We start from the raw sequence: 14,839 nt of genomic DNA on the forward strand, positions 1-14,839 counted from the left end.
CTATGGAGCCGTGGTCAGTTTCGCAGCTGCTATTGCCCAGACAAACGCCGCCGCCAGTGTCGTCGAGCTACCCCAGAAACAGACGTTCATGACCCGTTCCTGGGAACCAAAGTTGATCCTCCTCGTGACAACCGCAACGAAAGTGACGGCAAGCACCGCGAGGTTTGCGAACAGGACCGGCAGGACTTAAAGCGCGTCGCGATCTCCAGGATTCGCTTGCTGCGCTTTAAGTTCTTGTTTTTGCCCATGTCGTTATCGCAAAACCGCTGCGCACTTTTGCGCGACATGCCTTAGGTCCTGAGCGCACCGTAGAGCCTTTTGAACTCGCCCGCATCCTCAAAGAGCGCATATCTGACAAGGAGAGCCAAAGGACAACCAGGGCAACTCATGACCTGGTTGTCCTTTCGATGTGCAGTGCGGCGCCGAGCAAAAGCCTATTCGCTCGCCGCAGCTCCGCCGGTGCGCGCGGCGCGCCCGCCGCGACGACCGCCGGAGGCTGCCGGTGCTGCGGCCGCCGCCACGGCATGGCCGCCTTCTGCCGGCTTGTGGTCGCGGTAGGTCCTGATCCAGTTGGTGCAGTTGGCGTCGGTGCCGTTCAGAACGTTTGCAGCGCGAACGGCCTCCATCTCCTGCGGACGGCAGGGGTTCATGATCGCGGACGTCATACCGGCGCCGATGACCATGGGGATGAAGCCGGCATTGATGCCGTGGCGATGCGGCAGGCCGAAGGAGATGTTGGAGAGGCCGCAGGTGGTGTTGACCTTCAGCTCTTCGCGCAGACGGCGCAGAAGCGCAAACACCTGCCGGCCGGCGTCGCCCAGGGCGCCGATCGGCATGACCAGCGGATCGACGACGATGTCGTGTGGCTTGATGCCATGATCCATGGCGCGCTCGACGATCTTCTTGGCAACGGCGAAGCGCACGTCCGGATCCATCGAAATGCCGGTTTCGTCGTTGGAGATGGCGACAACCGGCACGTCGTATTTCTTGCAGAGCGGCAGGATCGCTTCCAGCTTTTCCTCTTCGCCGGTGACGGAATTGACGAGCGGCCGGCCCTTGGCGACCTTCAACGCCGCCTCGATTGCCGCCGACACGGAGCTGTCAATCGACAGCGGCACGTCGACAAGGCCCTGGACGATTTCCAGCGTCTTGACCAGCAACGGCGGTTCGGTCTCGTTCGGGTTGACGGCGGTGACGCCGGCGTTGACGTCGAGCATCGTCGCACCGGCGGCGACCTGCTCCAGCGCGTCCTTGATGACGGTGTCGAAATTGCCTTCGATCATTTCCGCGGCCAGCTTCTTGCGGCCGGTCGGATTGATGCGCTCGCCGATGACGCAGAAGGGCTGGTCGAAGCCGATGATGATTTCGCGGGTGGCGGAAGCGACGATGGTACGGGTCATGTAAGATCCTTTGATCCTGTGGCGTCGGGTTTCGTTATCTCACCCGTTAAGCGATGGAGGCGGCCGGACGGGCCGGCGCCGGTTTTGTCTGCGATTGCCTCAGTGGGGATGGTGGGCCGCGGCCTCGGCCATCTCCTGCTGGTTTTCTTCCTTGCCTTCGCGAATGTGCTCCATGCGGGAGGCGACAAGCGCATCGGTCGGCAGCGTTTCGTGTTTCCAGGGCTTGCGACCCTTCAACACGCCCGATTCATGCACGATCTCTGCGACATATTCTTCCTGGCGATAGGCCATGACGTGGACGCCGGAGACGCCTTCGATCTCCTTGACCTCGTTGATGATGTCGATGCAGAGCTGCTTACCTTCCTTTTTCTGATCCTGCGCACCTTCCAGCCGCGTGATGATGCTGTCGGGAATGTGGATGCCCGGCACGTTGGAGCGGATCCAGCGGGCGGTTTTCGCCGACGCCATCGGTCCGACGCCGACGAGGATGAAGCATTTTTCGTGCAGGCCGAGATCGCGCACCTTCTTCATGTATTCGCGGAACATCGGCACGTCGAAGCAGTACTGGCTCTGGACGAACTGCGCGCCGGCCTCGATCTTCTTGGCCAGCCGATAGGGGCGGAAGTCGTAGGGAGGCGCAAAGGGGTTGATGGCGGCGCCGAGAAACACCTGTGGCGGCGTCGTCAGCTTGCGGCCGGAGAGGAACTTGGAATTGTCGCGCATGATGCGCACGGTCTCGAGCAGCGACATGCAGTCGAGGTCGAACACCGGCTTGGCGCCCGGCTGGTCGCCGGCCTGCACGCCGTCGCCGGTCAGGCACATGACGTTCTGCACGCCCATGGCGGACGCGCCGAGCACGTCGCCCTGGATGGCGATGCGGTTCTTGTCGCGGCAGGCGATCTGCATGATCGGGGCATAGCCCATGCGCGTCAGCAGTGCGCAGATGCCGACAGATGACATGTGGCAGTTGGCGCCGGAGGCATCGACCGCATTGATGCCGTCGACCCAGCCATCGAAGATTGCGGCGCGCTCGTAGACGTCCTGCGGGTTGGCGCTGTCGGGCGGGTTGAGTTCGGCGGTGACGGCAAATTCGCCGCGACGCAAAACGCGCTCGAGCCGTCCGCGCGAGGAGTGGCCGGGCAGAGGATCGAGCGGCGCGCCGGGGTCGTATGGATTGTAATCGGGGCTCATGCCTGGTTCTCTTTTGCCTGGGCTTCGCGGCGGGCGGCGGCTTCCGCCGTCACCCGCAGCCACGACGAGGTCTCGCGCAGCGACTGGTTGACCGGCTTCTGCACGTTCATGATCGCATCGCCCTTCGTCATGTTCTGCGAACCTTTCCACGCCTGCACCCAGACGCAGGGCATATCCGGCTCGACCTCGCAATTGCCGTTGGCCCTGACGCCGCCGCAGGGGCCGTTGCGCAGCTGCTTCGGACAGTTCATCGGGCAGGACATGCCGGTCGACGACAGCGCGCACTGGCCGCACATGCGACAGTCGAAAAGAAAGCCTTTGACGTGGCGTTCGACGAAGGTCACCGGCCGCTCGACGCGGCCGTAGCCAATTGCGTTCCACAGCGGGTGCAACAGCAGGAAGAGATCGGCAAAGCGGTTGTAGAACCATTCGAGGAAGCGCGAATGGCGCACGGCCCAGAGGCGGACGGTATATTTGTGGCGCGAGCGGCGGCTCGGCGAAACGCCGGCGGGGGTATAGGCGCCGGTCGCGGCCTTGGCGGCAGGCGCGGCATTGCCCTTGACGATCTTCGCCTCCGCTGCACCTGCGAGCTTCGGCTCAGCCATTGTCGCGGCCTCCTGCTTTGACGAGGGCAACCAGGCGCTCGCGGTCATAGGCGGCTTCGAGCTCGGCGGCCGCACGGTCTGCTTCCGCTTCCAGTTCGTCGGAGACGGGTTCTGGCTCGGCCTTGCGCCATTCGGCGAGATAATCGTCGGTTTCGGCAGCGCCGGTGCGCATGGCGCACATGTCGATCGCCTCGGTGAAGCGCAGCGAAAGCTCGCGCTTGGCGGTCGTGCGGCCCTTCTTGATGATGACCTGGGCCGGGATGTCGCGCCAGTAGACGATTATGCGATCTGCCATCGGGTGTCGTTCTCCTCTTCCTGCGACAATGCTTATGTCCGGGCGCTGTGGCTCACCTCGCCACGACGTTGGATGTGTCCAAAAACGACGCCGGCGCAGAACGTCGAAGACCCCCGGCACTCTACGCGTTGCCGCAATGCGGGCAAGTCCACACTTCGGGATATCCATCGGTTGAGGAGTGTCAGAAATTTCAGGGCCTTAGGGCCTTCTGACGGCCACAGGCGGCGTGTCCTCATCGGCGAATCTGCGCCCGGTTTTCCTACCAGATGCCGCGCCGAATTCCATTCCAGAGCCATGTCCAGATCGGCGGGTGGTACCACTGTTGCGACGGGCCTGCGACATCGAGCGGTTGCAGCTTGCCCTTGAGGGCATCGTCGACGGCGGCAATGGCGATGCCGGTGGAGGCCGCCGTCTGCAGCAGCGGATAGGTATGCATCGTATCGCGGCGGTCGGGCGTCTGGCGCGACTGGTAGAGAATGCCGCCGGTATCGACGCCTTCGTCGACGAGATGCACGGTCGCGCCGAAATTGATGACATCGTCGTTGACCTGCGCCCAGTAGCCGCCCATCAGCCCGCGATAGCCCGGATTGATGCCGGCATGGAAGTTGACGACCGGGCAGGGGATCTGCGCCAGGGTATGGGCCTTCAACAGGCGGCAACTGATGAGAAAGACGACTTTTGGCGCGAGCTGCCGGATCTGCGACACAGCCTCAGCGTCGTTCACGGACGTGATCTGGCAAACCGGTACGCTCGGATCCGGCGCGCCCGATACACCGTAGTGCCTAAGGATGCCTTCCGCTCTCTTCCGGGTAAAGCGCTTGCCGAAGCGCGAGGCGATCATTGTCGCCAATTGCCCGATCGCTGTCGGCCACGCGAGCTTTCGCGCCCGCCGGCGCAGGAAGAGGCTCTTGGATTCCGGCTGCTCCTGGAGAACGACGATATCGTCAAAGCGTGCGGCGAGCGCATTGATCATGATCCAGGGATTTTCTCCGCCCGCCGTCACCACGACGACGCGGCTCGGCTGCCTGGCCGCGGTGTTGGTCTCATTGTCTGCGTCCGCCATGCCGGCCCCTGAAGCGTTGGTCGCAACAGATATGGCGGCTGGCGCGTTACCGGCGACTTAATGGCGGGTATTTGGGAAGCAGATGCCAGAAGTGGCATCGGGAGACGGTTTGGCCGAGGCTGGGGCATCGGACCCCGAGCGCGTCGCGACGAGCGTGTTCGTTCGATGGTGGCAGATAAGGCGCCGGCTTGTCCGGTCTAACGGAAGTCCGCGGCGGTCAGGACATAGATCGTCTTGCGACCGTGGGCATATGCTGCCTTTGCGACTTCGTAGATCTTGTTGCGTGCAGCGTCGAATGCCAGAAGGCAGGCCGCTTCTGTCGTCCGGGTCGGCGCGCCACGCGAGAGCGCCTCCGCCTCGACATAGAAGGGCACTTCGAACATGCCATCGTGGCCAAGGAAGCGAACAGCGTTCCTGGTATCGTCGAAGCTTCGGCTTTGGTTGGGGAAGCTTAGTGGCATCGTGTGATCCTTTTTAGCGATAAGCCAGCTCGGCCAGCGGTCGGCCGGGCGGACGAGTGAGGATGGGCGTTTGGCTCCGTGCCGCGCCATCACAAGATCCGGCCGAAGAGGATCGTGGTGATGACCACAAAGACCGCGACCGAAAGAGCAATCCAGGCAAACAGACCGCGATAGTCGAAGAGATAGATCTGAGCCGGTATGTGGTATTTCATGATCGCCTCCCGTGGCTGATCTGTTTGGCCGGTTTGGCATGGTCGTTATAGGATATGTGCCGTTCTGAAGGCTCGCTCGGCCAATGCCATCCCATCCTTGCCGGCACTGACAATCAATTCGAGATTGCCTTCATCCGTTACACGCTCATGGGTTTCGCGGCTGCTGCGGATGCGATACTGGAGCGCATTGTCGCGGATCGGCAGCGTCGCAACGATGCGATACGTTTCTCCAGATATTGACTCTCTCGTCAGCGCCCCCTTGGAGCGGACAAGTTGGCCAACATGGAAGCGGTGGATCGGTAACGTGTCGCGCGGGCCGCGGATGATGCGTTTCGTGAAAGATAGAGCGTTCATAGTGGTCTCAGTCCTCCTCAAGCGTTGGTAAGAGTAATTCGGCTGCAACAGCCGCTCCGCATTTCGCGCTGGCGTAGACGGATCAAATGCTCGTTGCGATGGGCCGGACAGACGGCTCGAGATCTGTTTCGAGACGCGTTGGCCGCAAGCACTGACGCCGAGCCTGCCTGTCTGTCGAGAATTTAGGGGATTGGGGCGGTTCGAAGTTCTGATACCGCGAAAGCCACATCGGCCAAATCAACTTGCCACAGCATAGCGCGTCGATTGAGTTTCAATTGAGGCGGGTTGTGTATGCTGCCAGATCCGAGCTCATCCTGTTGGCGGAGCTTTCCCTCGGTCTTTTCTACCTGAGCTGGGCGCCACATACCTTCTGCGGGATCAGGCGCTCAGCAGTGATTTCGTCAGGTCGCCATAGCCGGTGAAGCGGTATTCGTATTCGAGGCCGAGGTAATCGGCGGCTTCTTTGGCCTTTGCCTGCAGCGCTTCGTCTTCCTGCTGCGAGAGGTAGACGAGCTTGCGGTAATGGCCAAAATACATATCCCGGAGTTCCGGATGGCGCTTGAGGCCGAGCGGCTCGATGACGAAGGCCTCGAACTGGCGGGCGAGGAAGTCGGTGAGGAAAAAGGCGGTCAGATCGTCGTCCCAGCGGCTGGCAAAGGCATCGTTGCCGGCGAAGAAGGAATAGCAGTGCGGGCCGGGAATGCGCTCGACGCATTCTTCTTCGCAGAGCCGGTCGAGGTGGCCCCCGGTGCCGCAATCGGCATAGGCGACGAAGATGCGCTCGAAGCCGGCTGCACGTGCCTTGGCAATCGCCTCCTTGACCCCCGGCGTGATCTTTTCCGGCGTGTTGTGCCAGATGGCGGGCAGACAGGAGAGGTCGACATGGTCGAGCCTGTTGGCCTGGCAGATGGCCAGAATTTCGCGCGCGATTGCGCCGCAACCGATGACGTGAACTTTTTCCGGTTGTGCGCGTTCTATTGTGCGCGATACGTTTTCCATCTCGATTCCACCCAGTGATCAACGTGAAGGAAGCTGGCCATGAAAACACAAACTGTTGCGACCGTCGGAGCCGTGCTCATCGCGCTTATGACGTTGAGCGCCTGCGGCAACACAATCCGCGGCATCGGTCAGGATACCGCAAACACCGTCAACGCGACACAGTCGGCCGGCAAGAAGGTGGCCAACGCCGCCAACTGAGCCGTGACCTGAAGCGCCGCGCGTCGAATTCGGCTGTGCCAGAGACGCTTTGATCCCCTGGTGTCCAGCCTGATGTTCCGCGGCGGTCGCGACGTGGAACATCAGCAGACGCCGCGGTTGCGCAGCCCTCCGTTTTCATGCCAGCAAATGAAAAGCCGGCCGCAAGCGTCATTGCTGCGGCCGGCTTTCGTGTTCGTGAAGCGGGCTCAGCCGGCAGCGAGCAGGTTGTGCTTGCGCTTCATGAAGTCCTTGGCGGTTTCGACCGCGACTGCCGCGTCGCGGCAATAGGCGTCGGCGCCGACGGCCTTGCCGAATTCCTCGTTGAGCGGCGCGCCGCCGACGAGCACGACATAGTCGTCACGCAGTCCCTTTTCCTTCAGCGTGTCGATGACGACCTTCATGTAGGGCATGGTGGTGGTCAAAAGCGCCGACATGCCGAGGATGTCGGGCTGCTCGCGCTCGATCGCTTCCAGGTAGTTTTCGACCGGGTTGTTGATGCCGAGGTCGACGACATCGAAGCCGGCGCCTTCCATCATCATGCCGACGAGGTTCTTGCCGATGTCGTGAATGTCGCCCTTGACGGTGCCGATCACCATCTTGCCGAGCTTCGGCGCGCCGGTTTCGACGAGCAGCGGCCGCAGGATGAACATGCCTGCCTTCATCGCATTGGCCGACAGCAGAACTTCCGGCACGAACAGGATGCCGTCGCGGAAATCGACGCCGACGATCCGCATGCCTTCGACCAGTGCCTGGGTCAGGACGTCGTAGGGCGTCCAGCCACGCTTGAGCAGGATGTTGGTTCCGTCCTCGATCTCCTCCTTGAGGCCGTCATAGAGGTCGTCATGCATCTGCTGCACAAGTTCCTCGTCGGAAAGGTCCTCGAGAATGATTTCATCGTCTGCCATAGTAGGGTTCCTCGGTTCCTGGCACGGCCGGGCTAAAATCCGGACACGTTCAACAATCAATAGCGGTCGACGCGTAAAAATCTGTTTTCGAAAGCGACGTCGCATATGACAAAAAGCGACGGCAGGGCACCTTCTTTCGAGGCCTGTATATTCTTAACAAAAACAATATATTCGCGCCATGCGGTTTTTGGCCGGCGATGACGCAGGTCGCAGTGTTCGAGTTGCGCCACTTGTTGGCGCATTGAGACCCGTACAGTCCCTGCGGCTTGGTAGCATTAGGGCCAAATGGTGCTTGAAGGCGCACGAAATGCGCGGGAGAGGAATGAGTAAATGAGCGACGTGACAGAACAGGACGCGGTTGAGGGTGGCGGTCGCCGCTCGCGTGGCGAGGGACGGGGAGCAGCGGCGCGGCGTGCCTCGCGCACCGGCGGCGGCCCGGGGCCGTCTCTGCCCTATATCCAGCGCAAGATTCGCGAATACGAGGTTCTCGACGAGGAGGGTCTTGAGCTCATCGAGCGCAATGCCGATACGATCCTCGAGGAAATCGGCATCGAATTCCGCGACGACGCCGAAGCACTCGAACTGTGGAAACAGGCTGGTGCCGACGTGCGCGGCCAGCGCGTTCACTTTCCCAAGGGTCTTTGCCGCGAGCTTCTGAAAACGGCGCCGTCCGAATTTACCTGGCACGCCCGCAATCCCGCGCGCAGCGCCCAGGTCGGCGGCAAGGCGACGATCTTCGCACCGGTCTATGGCCCGCCCTTCGTGCGCGATCTCGAGGGTAACCGCCGTTACGCGACCATCGAGGATTTCCGCAACTTCGTGAAGCTCGCCTATATGGCGCCGTCGATGCATTCGTCCGGCGGCACGGTCTGCGAGCCGGTGGACATTCCGGTGAACAAGCGTCACCTCGACATGGTCTACAGCCACATCAAATATTCCGACAAGCCGTTCATGGGCTCGGTCACGGCACCCGAGCGCGCCGAAGACACGATCGCCATGGCGAAACTCGTTTTCGGCGACGAGTTCGTCGAGAACAATTGCGTCACGCTCAACCTGATCAACGCCAACTCGCCGATGGTCTTCGACGAGACCATGGTGGGCGCACTCAAGGTTTATGCCCGCCACAACCAGGCCTGTGTGCTTTCGCCGTTCATCCTGTCGGGCGCCATGAGCCCGGTCACTGTTGCCGGCACGCTGACGCAGATTCTCGCCGAAGTGCTGGCCGGTGCCTCGTTCACCCAGCTGATCCGCAAGGGCGCGCCGGTGCTGTTCGGCACCTTTGCCGCCTCGATCTCGATGCAGTCGGGCGCGCCGACCTTCGGCACGCCGGAGCCGTCGCTGGTTTCCTATGGCGCGGCACAGCTTGCCCGCCGCTTGAAGCTGCCGTTCCGCACCGGCGGTTCACTCTGCGGCTCGAAGGTTCCGGACGCTCAAGCCGCGCATGAATCGGCCAATACGCTGAACATGACGCTGCTTGCCGGCACCAACTTCGTGCTGCATGCGGCCGGCTGGCTCGAGGGGGGTCTCGTCTCGTCCTACGAGAAGTTCATGATCGACCAGGACCAGCTCGGCATGATGCAGAAGATGGCCGAAGGCATCGACCTCTCGGAAGACGCGCAGGCGCTCGACGCCATCCGCGAAGTCGGTCCGGGCAGTCACTACCTCGGCTGCGCCCACACCCAGGCCAATTTCCAGACCGCCTTCTACCGTTCGCCGCTCGCCGACAACAATTCCTACGAACAGTGGGAAGTGGAAGGCGAAAAGCGCATCGAGCAGCGCGCCAATGCGCTGGCCCGCAGCTGGCTGGAGCACTACGAGGCGCCTTACCTCGATCCTGATATTGACGAGGCGCTCAAGGCCTTTATCGCCGAGCGCAAGGACTCGATGCCCGACGCTTTCACCTGAAAGGGTCCCGAGCGAGCCAGGGAGCAAGGCGGCGCGGCGCAGGTGGCTGACATGATCCAGAAGGAAGTCTGGCGCCCGCATTACGATCTACAGGGGCCGAAACCGAAATGACGGCGCCTTCCGCATCTGCGGAAACTCGACTTGAAACCGTCCGTGCGGCTCTTGAGCCGCACGGACTTTTTTTGCGCGGCACGCTGAACTTTGCTTCCGGCGATGCCGCGCCGTTGCTTTCGGATGGTCGGCCGGCTGCAAGCGTCGCGCTGATCGGCAATGTCGGCGGCTCGCTGTGGCAGCCCTTCGCGCGCTGGCGCGAAAGTGCGCCGGACCATGGCGGCAACGATCCGCTCGATACGTGGTCGAAGTCGGTGATTGGGGAAATCGCTCGAGGCAGTGGGGCGACGGCCTACTTCCCGTCGGATCCACCCTGGCAGCCATTCCAGCAATGGGCGATGCGGGCGGAGGGGCTGAAGACTTCGCCGCTCGGCATTCTCATTCATCCGCGCTACGGGCTCTGGCACGGCTATCGTGGCGCGCTCGCCTTCGACGAACCCTTGGCTGCCGATAGCGAGCGGTTGGCCAGCCATCCCTGCGACACTTGCGTGGATAAACCATGCATTTCCGCCTGTCCGGCCGGCGCGCTCGAGCGCCTGCAATTCGATGTCGGCCGTTGTCGCAGCTATCTGAGGACGGAGGCGGGCAGGAGTGGCTGTCTCGAGCACGGATGCCTGGCCCGCGACGCCTGTCCCGTCGGGCAGGACTATCGCTATCCGCCGGCGCAGCTTCGCTTCCACATGTCCGCACTGGACCTTTGATCTGTCGCCGCTGCCGAAACTATGGCCTGATGGGCGGAGCCAGGGCTCAGCCTGGACCACGCGGTTCAAAGACTGGAAGAAGCGCAGATCGTAGGGAATGGTCGAATCGTAGACAACGTCGATGGCATCGACAAAAGTCGTCGGCGGATTTACGGCCTGCGACAATGGATAGAGCCTGATCCGTTTGGCGTAATCGACGCCTTGGCAACGTCGGCTTCGCTGCCGCTGTTCAGAATGGAGCGCAGCAGGGCGTAACCCTGATAGGTCGATGACGGCAGCACGATGTATCCGTCCGGGATCGCGCCGGAGTGGTCAGGTGGCAGGATGAGGTATTTTCCGCCCTTGCCCTTGTCGACCCCGGCCGGGCCGACATCCTCCAGGGGGAACTGCCATGCATGACGTCCGGATTGGGGGTGAGTGTCTGGTTCTTTCAGTCCGGCAGGCGAGACCAGTAGACGATCTGATTGGGCTTGCCTTTGGCGCCCGTGATCATCGCCTGCAGCATCAGGTCGAAGTTGACGACAGGCATGCCCCAGTTGACGGCCTCGATCGCTCGGCTCTCGATTGTCCTTGCGTCAAGGTCTTTGACCAGCTTGTCGTCGGCGCTGGCCGGGGCCGCCGCGATCAACAGGCTCAGAATCGCCATGGCGAACCTGCGCATTTGAAGCCTCCGTCACATGCCGCCGTTGCGGGAAACATGCGGTTGAATTGCCCCGATTGTAACCTAGTGTGTGTAGGCTAATGCAGGGGGTCGCATGATTCGAAAGATGTGCGCCGGTTCGCTGGTGTTCGTGGTTGCGTTTGCCGCGTCACAGGCCAGCGCGGATGAATTTGGCGTCAGTTTCTGGCTGCCTGGCCTATACGGCAGTTTTGCTGCGGTGCCGGGTAAACCCGGCTGGTCCTTCGCTTCGATCTACTACCACTCCTCCATCAGCGCGGGTGCGAGCGAGGCTTTTCCACGCGGCGGGGCCGGGCAAGTCGATGTCGGCATGAGCGGGCGCGGCGACCTGGTTGCCTTCGGACCGACCTACACCTTCGATCAGCCCGTATGGGGTGGGCAGCTCGCCCTCAGCCTGTTGGGCGTTGCGGGACGAAGCCACGCCTGCGTAGACGCCACCTTGACTGGGCCGCTCGGCGGTTCGGTCTCCGGCGAAAGATGCGATTCTCTAACCGCGTTTGGCGATGTCCTTCCCTAGGCGGCACTTAAATGGAACGACGACGTCGACAACTATCTCGTCTATATGACCGGCGGCATTCCCGTTGGTTCCTACGATCCTGATCGCCTGGCGAACCTGGGGCTCGGCCACGGTGCCATGGATGGCGGGGTCGGATACACCTATCTCAATCCGGACACGGGTCGCGAGTTTTCGATTGTCGGCGGCCTGACCTACAACTTCAAAAACCCCGATACGGACTATCGGAACGGCATTGATGGGCACGTCGACTGGGCCGCATCGCAATTCCTGAACGAGCATGTCCATGTCGGCGTCGTTGGATACGCCTATCAGCAGCTTACGGGGGACAGCGGCGAAGGCGCGACCCTTGGTGATTTCAAGTCCCGCGTGTTCGGGGTCGGTCCCCAGCTCGGTTGCAAGTTCGACGCCGGCGATGAAACGGCGGGCTATGTGAACCTCAAGGGATACTACGAGTTCGGGGCCAAAAACCGCCCGGAAGGCTGGAATGTGTGGCTGACGCTGGCGTTTTCACCTGCGCCGAAGCCTCCAATGAAATAGAGGACGGTAAAGCGTCGGCCGGGGCCGTGAATGACACGGCAAGGTCCAGCCTGCCCATCCACCGATGGCCGCTCGGGCATACTTTCCACAGCCGCATACACAGCAGGAAGTGACGTGCGTAACGCACAATCCCAAGGCACCGCCGGCACAGGCATCCACACGACCTGCGCCGTCACCTTCCGGCGCTGATTGACTGGTGCTGTCCCCGCAGCTGGGTGCGCATGGAAAACCGAGCGCCTGTTTCGCTGTTCCGCTCCGGCACGCAAAGATGGTGTAAATCTCCAAAATGACTAAAATTGCAGGTGTTCTGGAAACGTAAAATTTCCGAATTTATACCGATTTGGACGGTGTGGCATTGGAGACCATCTCATGACGCGCAGCCCAGTGGTATCCGTGAGCAACTTTCCCCCGCGCTTGTCGCGGGAGGAAGTCGACGCGCAGGTATCGCGTCTGGACAGTATTCATGCCGCCAATTCGCAGCTTCTCGACGAGGCGTACAAGCGCCTGCTGGCGATTGCCGCCGCCCATGCCGCGGTGGTTGCGGCCTGCATCGCCGGCTTCGACGGTCTGTTCGACAGCTCCATATTGGGCGCGAGCTTGCTGCCGGAGGCGATCGATTTTCTACGCAAGGCCGCCCTGGTCGTCGGCTGCATTGGCCTGCTGCTCACTTTCTTTGCCATCGCCAACAATTACGGCGAGGTGCAGCGGGTGGCGCGCCAGCACGCCAGCAACCTGCGCTTCACGCTGCAGGAAAAGCGATTGCTGACCAGGCTGTCGAGCGAGATCCTCACCGGTAATCCCAACTCTTACCTGCGCAGCGGCGTTGCCGGCCTTGCCTGTCTGGCGGCGATCTTCGGCCTTGCGGCGGCGGCCGGCTGTTTTGTGCTGGCCGGCATTGCCGGGATTATGGCTGGCGGCTGAGCGGAACTGTCGCGGCCGTAAGGCCCTGTACTTTCCTTACCTCATCCCTGTGCGCACAGAATTGCGACGGCGACCTACCTACACCGCGACGATGCCATGTTTGGCTGCGGCTACGGATGCCGATTTCTCCTCTCCCTCATCTCTGTGCTTGTCACAGAGATCCAGCCGCCCGCGTCGGCGGCGCGCAAAGACCGCGTCATGCAGCAGACAGCGAGGTTTTGGTTCCTTCACGGCGCAGACGCGCTGTGGCTGGACCCCTGTGACGAGCACAGGGGTGAGGGGGAGAGCACGGTTGGCCTGTCCGTCTACGGCGAGGCCGGGCCTGCCATCAGCATTTTCCTCGCTCCTGCGCCAGAACCGCCGCAATCTCGATGATGCTGGGCGACTGATTCCATTGGATGTTTTTCATGCCGCTTTTTCCAAAACCATTTCTCGTCGGTGCCGTTCTCTCGGCCGGCCTTGCCGGCCCGGCGCTCGGCGCCTGCCGTGACGTCAGCCATCTCGGGCAGGACTATATCGCCTGCACCGTCGACCCCGCCGATAACGACATCCGTCTTTACAACAAAGATCAGGCCGGCGTTCCCTTCCGCTCGTTCCGGGCGCTGTCGCTGGAACTGCGCCATCGCGACGAATACATGCTCTTTGCCATGAACGGCGGCATGTATCACGACGACCTGTCGCCGGTCGGCCTGCATATCGAGGAGGGGCGCGAGCAGGCGCCGCTCAACACCAATACCGGCTGGGGCAATTTCCACCTTCTTCCTAACGGCGTCTTCTATGTCGATGGCGGCAAGGCGGGGGTGATGTCGGCGGACGCCTATCGCGCCGCCAATATCCGGCCCCGGTTTGCCACGCAGTCCGGCCCGATGCTGGTGATCGATGGCGAGCTGCATCCGCGCTTCCTGCCCGACAGCACCAGCCTCAAGACCCGCAACGGCGTCGGCGTGACGGCTGCGGGCGAGGTGGTGTTCGTCGTCTCGAAAAGGCCGGTGCGGTTTCACGACTTCGCGACGCTTTTCCGCGACGAGCTCGATTGCCCCAACGCGCTTTTCCTCGACGGCACGATCTCCAGCCTCTATGCGCCTGATATCAACCGGCACGACCGGCTGTTCCCGATGGGGCCGATGATCGCCGTCGTCGGAAAATTCCCGCGCTAGTTTTTTCTTTGGGGCCGATGCGATTTTTTTCGTCGCGGCCCCAAGGAATTGTCGTCGTGCAACGTCTAAGGTTCAAAACAGCTAGGAGCGGGCACGCCATTGGACGCTGAACTCGTCGAGAAAGCGGTGTCTGGAGACAGACGGGCGTTCGGCCAATTGGTCGAGCGGCACTATGATTTTGTCCATGCCGTCGCCTGGCGCTGGTCGGGCAATGCCGCGGATGCGGAAGACATCGCCCAGGACGTCTGCGTACGGCTGGGTACCGCCGTTCGCGGCTTTCGCGGCACCAGCCGGTTTCGCACCTGGCTCTACACCCTAACGCTCAACGCGGCGCGCGACCACAAGCGCCGACAGATGCGCGACACCAGCAGGATACAGGCCTATGCCAACGAGCAGGCCGTTCTTGGCGGCGGCGAGACGGCCGAAGACGATCGCCAGGAGGCGCTCTGGACGGCCGTCAGGGCGCTGCCGGAAAAACAATGCGACGCAGTGCTGCTCGTCTATGCCGAGGGGATGAGCCATGCCGCGGCCGCCGATGTGCTTGGATGTTCCGAGGCGACCGTGTCCTGGCACGTGCACGAGGCGCGCAAGCGGCTGAAGACATTGCTTGGCAAGGAGGCCGTGTGAT

Annotated in this window: 18 protein-coding genes and 1 pseudogene; 7 read left to right on the forward strand and 12 right to left on the reverse strand. The window is 62.1% G+C overall.

The window, feature by feature from the left end:
• Positions 1–434: 434 nt before the first annotated feature.
• From ASD03_RS15400 to ASD03_RS15435, 9 genes are all read right to left on the reverse strand, one after another.
• Positions 435–1,400, reverse strand: a complete 966-nt coding sequence (locus ASD03_RS15400; RefSeq protein ID WP_025427408.1) for a methyltetrahydrofolate cobalamin methyltransferase — start codon at positions 1,398–1,400, stop codon at positions 435–437.
• 99 nt (positions 1,401–1,499) lie between these two features.
• The gene (locus ASD03_RS15405) at positions 1,500–2,591 is read right to left on the reverse strand and encodes a methylenetetrahydrofolate reductase (RefSeq protein ID WP_025427407.1); all 1,092 of its coding nucleotides are present in this window, start codon (positions 2,589–2,591) and stop codon (positions 1,500–1,502) included.
• Positions 2,588–3,196 (reverse strand): methylenetetrahydrofolate reductase C-terminal domain-containing protein, encoded by a 609-nt coding sequence (locus tag ASD03_RS15410; protein ID WP_057210906.1) that lies wholly within the window; start codon positions 3,194–3,196, stop codon positions 2,588–2,590. Before ASD03_RS15410 ends, ASD03_RS15405 begins: the two co-directional genes overlap by 4 nt.
• Complete coding sequence (locus ASD03_RS15415) at positions 3,189–3,491, reverse strand: virulence factor (protein ID WP_025427405.1); 303 nt, start codon at positions 3,489–3,491, stop codon at positions 3,189–3,191. Before ASD03_RS15415 ends, ASD03_RS15410 begins: the two co-directional genes overlap by 8 nt.
• Positions 3,492–3,750: 259 nt before the next feature.
• Entirely contained in the window at positions 3,751–4,554 is an 804-nt protein-coding gene (locus ASD03_RS15420) for a formyl transferase (protein WP_057214268.1), read from the reverse strand.
• A gap of 197 nt (positions 4,555–4,751) precedes the next feature.
• A complete protein-coding gene (locus tag ASD03_RS15425) occupies positions 4,752–5,015 on the reverse strand; it encodes a DUF1488 domain-containing protein (RefSeq protein WP_025427403.1) in 264 nt (87 codons plus the stop codon).
• A gap of 89 nt (positions 5,016–5,104) precedes the next feature.
• Positions 5,105–5,227 (reverse strand): hypothetical protein, encoded by a 123-nt coding sequence (locus tag ASD03_RS41110; RefSeq protein ID WP_255753466.1) that lies wholly within the window; start codon positions 5,225–5,227, stop codon positions 5,105–5,107.
• Positions 5,228–5,272: 45 nt separating this feature from the next.
• Positions 5,273–5,581 (reverse strand): hypothetical protein, encoded by a 309-nt coding sequence (locus ASD03_RS15430; RefSeq protein WP_025427402.1) that lies wholly within the window; start codon positions 5,579–5,581, stop codon positions 5,273–5,275.
• Positions 5,582–5,959: 378 nt separating this feature from the next.
• Positions 5,960–6,580: a DUF1638 domain-containing protein gene (locus ASD03_RS15435; RefSeq protein ID WP_025427401.1), complete on the reverse strand. Its 621-nt coding sequence runs from the start codon at positions 6,578–6,580 to the stop codon at positions 5,960–5,962.
• 39 nt (positions 6,581–6,619) lie between these two features.
• Between ASD03_RS15435 and ASD03_RS15440 the strand changes: the two genes are divergently transcribed.
• On the forward strand, positions 6,620–6,778 hold the full coding sequence (locus tag ASD03_RS15440) for a hypothetical protein (RefSeq protein WP_025427400.1): 159 nt from the start codon (positions 6,620–6,622) through the stop codon (positions 6,776–6,778).
• Between the two features lie 206 nt (positions 6,779–6,984).
• Here ASD03_RS15440 and ASD03_RS15445 read toward each other — a convergent pair whose 3' ends face one another.
• Complete coding sequence (locus ASD03_RS15445) at positions 6,985–7,683, reverse strand: B12-binding domain-containing protein (protein ID WP_025427399.1); 699 nt, start codon at positions 7,681–7,683, stop codon at positions 6,985–6,987.
• Positions 7,684–8,013: 330 nt separating this feature from the next.
• On the opposite strand from ASD03_RS15445, the gene ASD03_RS15450 reads away from it, so the two are divergent.
• Entirely contained in the window at positions 8,014–9,588 is a 1,575-nt protein-coding gene (locus ASD03_RS15450; protein ID WP_025427398.1) for a trimethylamine methyltransferase family protein, read from the forward strand.
• A gap of 107 nt (positions 9,589–9,695) precedes the next feature.
• Positions 9,696–10,400 (forward strand): 4Fe-4S dicluster domain-containing protein, encoded by a 705-nt coding sequence (locus tag ASD03_RS15455; RefSeq protein ID WP_057214271.1) that lies wholly within the window; start codon positions 9,696–9,698, stop codon positions 10,398–10,400.
• Positions 10,401–10,549: 149 nt separating this feature from the next.
• Here ASD03_RS15455 and ASD03_RS41270 read toward each other — a convergent pair whose 3' ends face one another.
• Positions 10,550–10,936 carry a DUF1254 domain-containing protein gene (locus tag ASD03_RS41270; RefSeq protein ID WP_309141644.1) on the reverse strand — a complete coding sequence of 129 codons (387 nt, stop codon included), beginning with the start codon at positions 10,934–10,936 and terminating at the stop codon, positions 10,550–10,552.
• Complete coding sequence (locus ASD03_RS41275; RefSeq protein ID WP_025427396.1) at positions 10,831–11,061, reverse strand: hypothetical protein; 231 nt, start codon at positions 11,059–11,061, stop codon at positions 10,831–10,833. The genes ASD03_RS41270 and ASD03_RS41275 overlap by 106 nt, the downstream gene beginning before the upstream one ends.
• Before the next feature lie 106 nt (positions 11,062–11,167).
• On the opposite strand from ASD03_RS41275, the pseudogene ASD03_RS15465 reads away from it, so the two are divergent.
• The 4 genes and pseudogenes from ASD03_RS15465 to ASD03_RS15485 all read left to right on the forward strand — a co-directional run bounded on the left by ASD03_RS15465 (position 11,168) and on the right by ASD03_RS15485 (position 14,838).
• Positions 11,168–12,133: pseudogene (locus tag ASD03_RS15465) on the forward strand (transporter).
• 369 nt (positions 12,134–12,502) lie between these two features.
• The gene (locus tag ASD03_RS15470; RefSeq protein ID WP_025427394.1) at positions 12,503–13,054 is read left to right on the forward strand and encodes a hypothetical protein; all 552 of its coding nucleotides are present in this window, start codon (positions 12,503–12,505) and stop codon (positions 13,052–13,054) included.
• Between the two features lie 407 nt (positions 13,055–13,461).
• A complete protein-coding gene (locus ASD03_RS15480) occupies positions 13,462–14,211 on the forward strand; it encodes a phosphodiester glycosidase family protein (protein WP_025427392.1) in 750 nt (249 codons plus the stop codon).
• A gap of 99 nt (positions 14,212–14,310) precedes the next feature.
• On the forward strand, positions 14,311–14,838 hold the full coding sequence (locus tag ASD03_RS15485) for an RNA polymerase sigma factor (protein WP_025427391.1): 528 nt from the start codon (positions 14,311–14,313) through the stop codon (positions 14,836–14,838).
• Position 14,839: the final 1 nt, after the last annotated feature.

The sequence above is a fragment of the Ensifer sp. Root127 genome, assembly GCF_001425225.1.
GTDB lineage: Bacteria > Pseudomonadota > Alphaproteobacteria > Rhizobiales > Rhizobiaceae > Ensifer > Ensifer canadensis.

What these genes read in the sequence shown, in the direction of transcription:
- ASD03_RS15400 (WP_025427408.1), bottom strand. Translation starts at nt 1,400, where the DNA reads ATGACCCGTACCATCGTCGCTTCCGCCACCCGCGAAATCATCATCGGC.
- ASD03_RS15405 (WP_025427407.1), bottom strand. Translation starts at nt 2,591, where the DNA reads ATGAGCCCCGATTACAATCCATACGACCCCGGCGCGCCGCTCGATCCT.
- ASD03_RS15410 (WP_057210906.1), bottom strand. Translation starts at nt 3,196, where the DNA reads ATGGCTGAGCCGAAGCTCGCAGGTGCAGCGGAGGCGAAGATCGTCAAG.
- ASD03_RS15415 (WP_025427405.1), bottom strand. Translation starts at nt 3,491, where the DNA reads ATGGCAGATCGCATAATCGTCTACTGGCGCGACATCCCGGCCCAGGTC.
- ASD03_RS15420 (WP_057214268.1), bottom strand. Translation starts at nt 4,554, where the DNA reads ATGGCGGACGCAGACAATGAGACCAACACCGCGGCCAGGCAGCCGAGC.
- ASD03_RS15425 (WP_025427403.1), bottom strand. Translation starts at nt 5,015, where the DNA reads ATGCCACTAAGCTTCCCCAACCAAAGCCGAAGCTTCGACGATACCAGG.
- ASD03_RS41110 (WP_255753466.1), bottom strand. Translation starts at nt 5,227, where the DNA reads ATGAAATACCACATACCGGCTCAGATCTATCTCTTCGACTATCGCGGT.
- ASD03_RS15430 (WP_025427402.1), bottom strand. Translation starts at nt 5,581, where the DNA reads ATGAACGCTCTATCTTTCACGAAACGCATCATCCGCGGCCCGCGCGAC.
- ASD03_RS15435 (WP_025427401.1), bottom strand. Translation starts at nt 6,580, where the DNA reads ATGGAAAACGTATCGCGCACAATAGAACGCGCACAACCGGAAAAAGTT.
- ASD03_RS15440 (WP_025427400.1), top strand. Translation starts at nt 6,620, where the DNA reads ATGAAAACACAAACTGTTGCGACCGTCGGAGCCGTGCTCATCGCGCTT.
- ASD03_RS15445 (WP_025427399.1), bottom strand. Translation starts at nt 7,683, where the DNA reads ATGGCAGACGATGAAATCATTCTCGAGGACCTTTCCGACGAGGAACTT.
- ASD03_RS15450 (WP_025427398.1), top strand. Translation starts at nt 8,014, where the DNA reads ATGAGCGACGTGACAGAACAGGACGCGGTTGAGGGTGGCGGTCGCCGC.
- ASD03_RS15455 (WP_057214271.1), top strand. Translation starts at nt 9,696, where the DNA reads ATGACGGCGCCTTCCGCATCTGCGGAAACTCGACTTGAAACCGTCCGT.
- ASD03_RS41275 (WP_025427396.1), bottom strand. Translation starts at nt 11,061, where the DNA reads ATGCGCAGGTTCGCCATGGCGATTCTGAGCCTGTTGATCGCGGCGGCC.
- ASD03_RS15470 (WP_025427394.1), top strand. Translation starts at nt 12,503, where the DNA reads ATGACGCGCAGCCCAGTGGTATCCGTGAGCAACTTTCCCCCGCGCTTG.
- ASD03_RS15480 (WP_025427392.1), top strand. Translation starts at nt 13,462, where the DNA reads ATGCCGCTTTTTCCAAAACCATTTCTCGTCGGTGCCGTTCTCTCGGCC.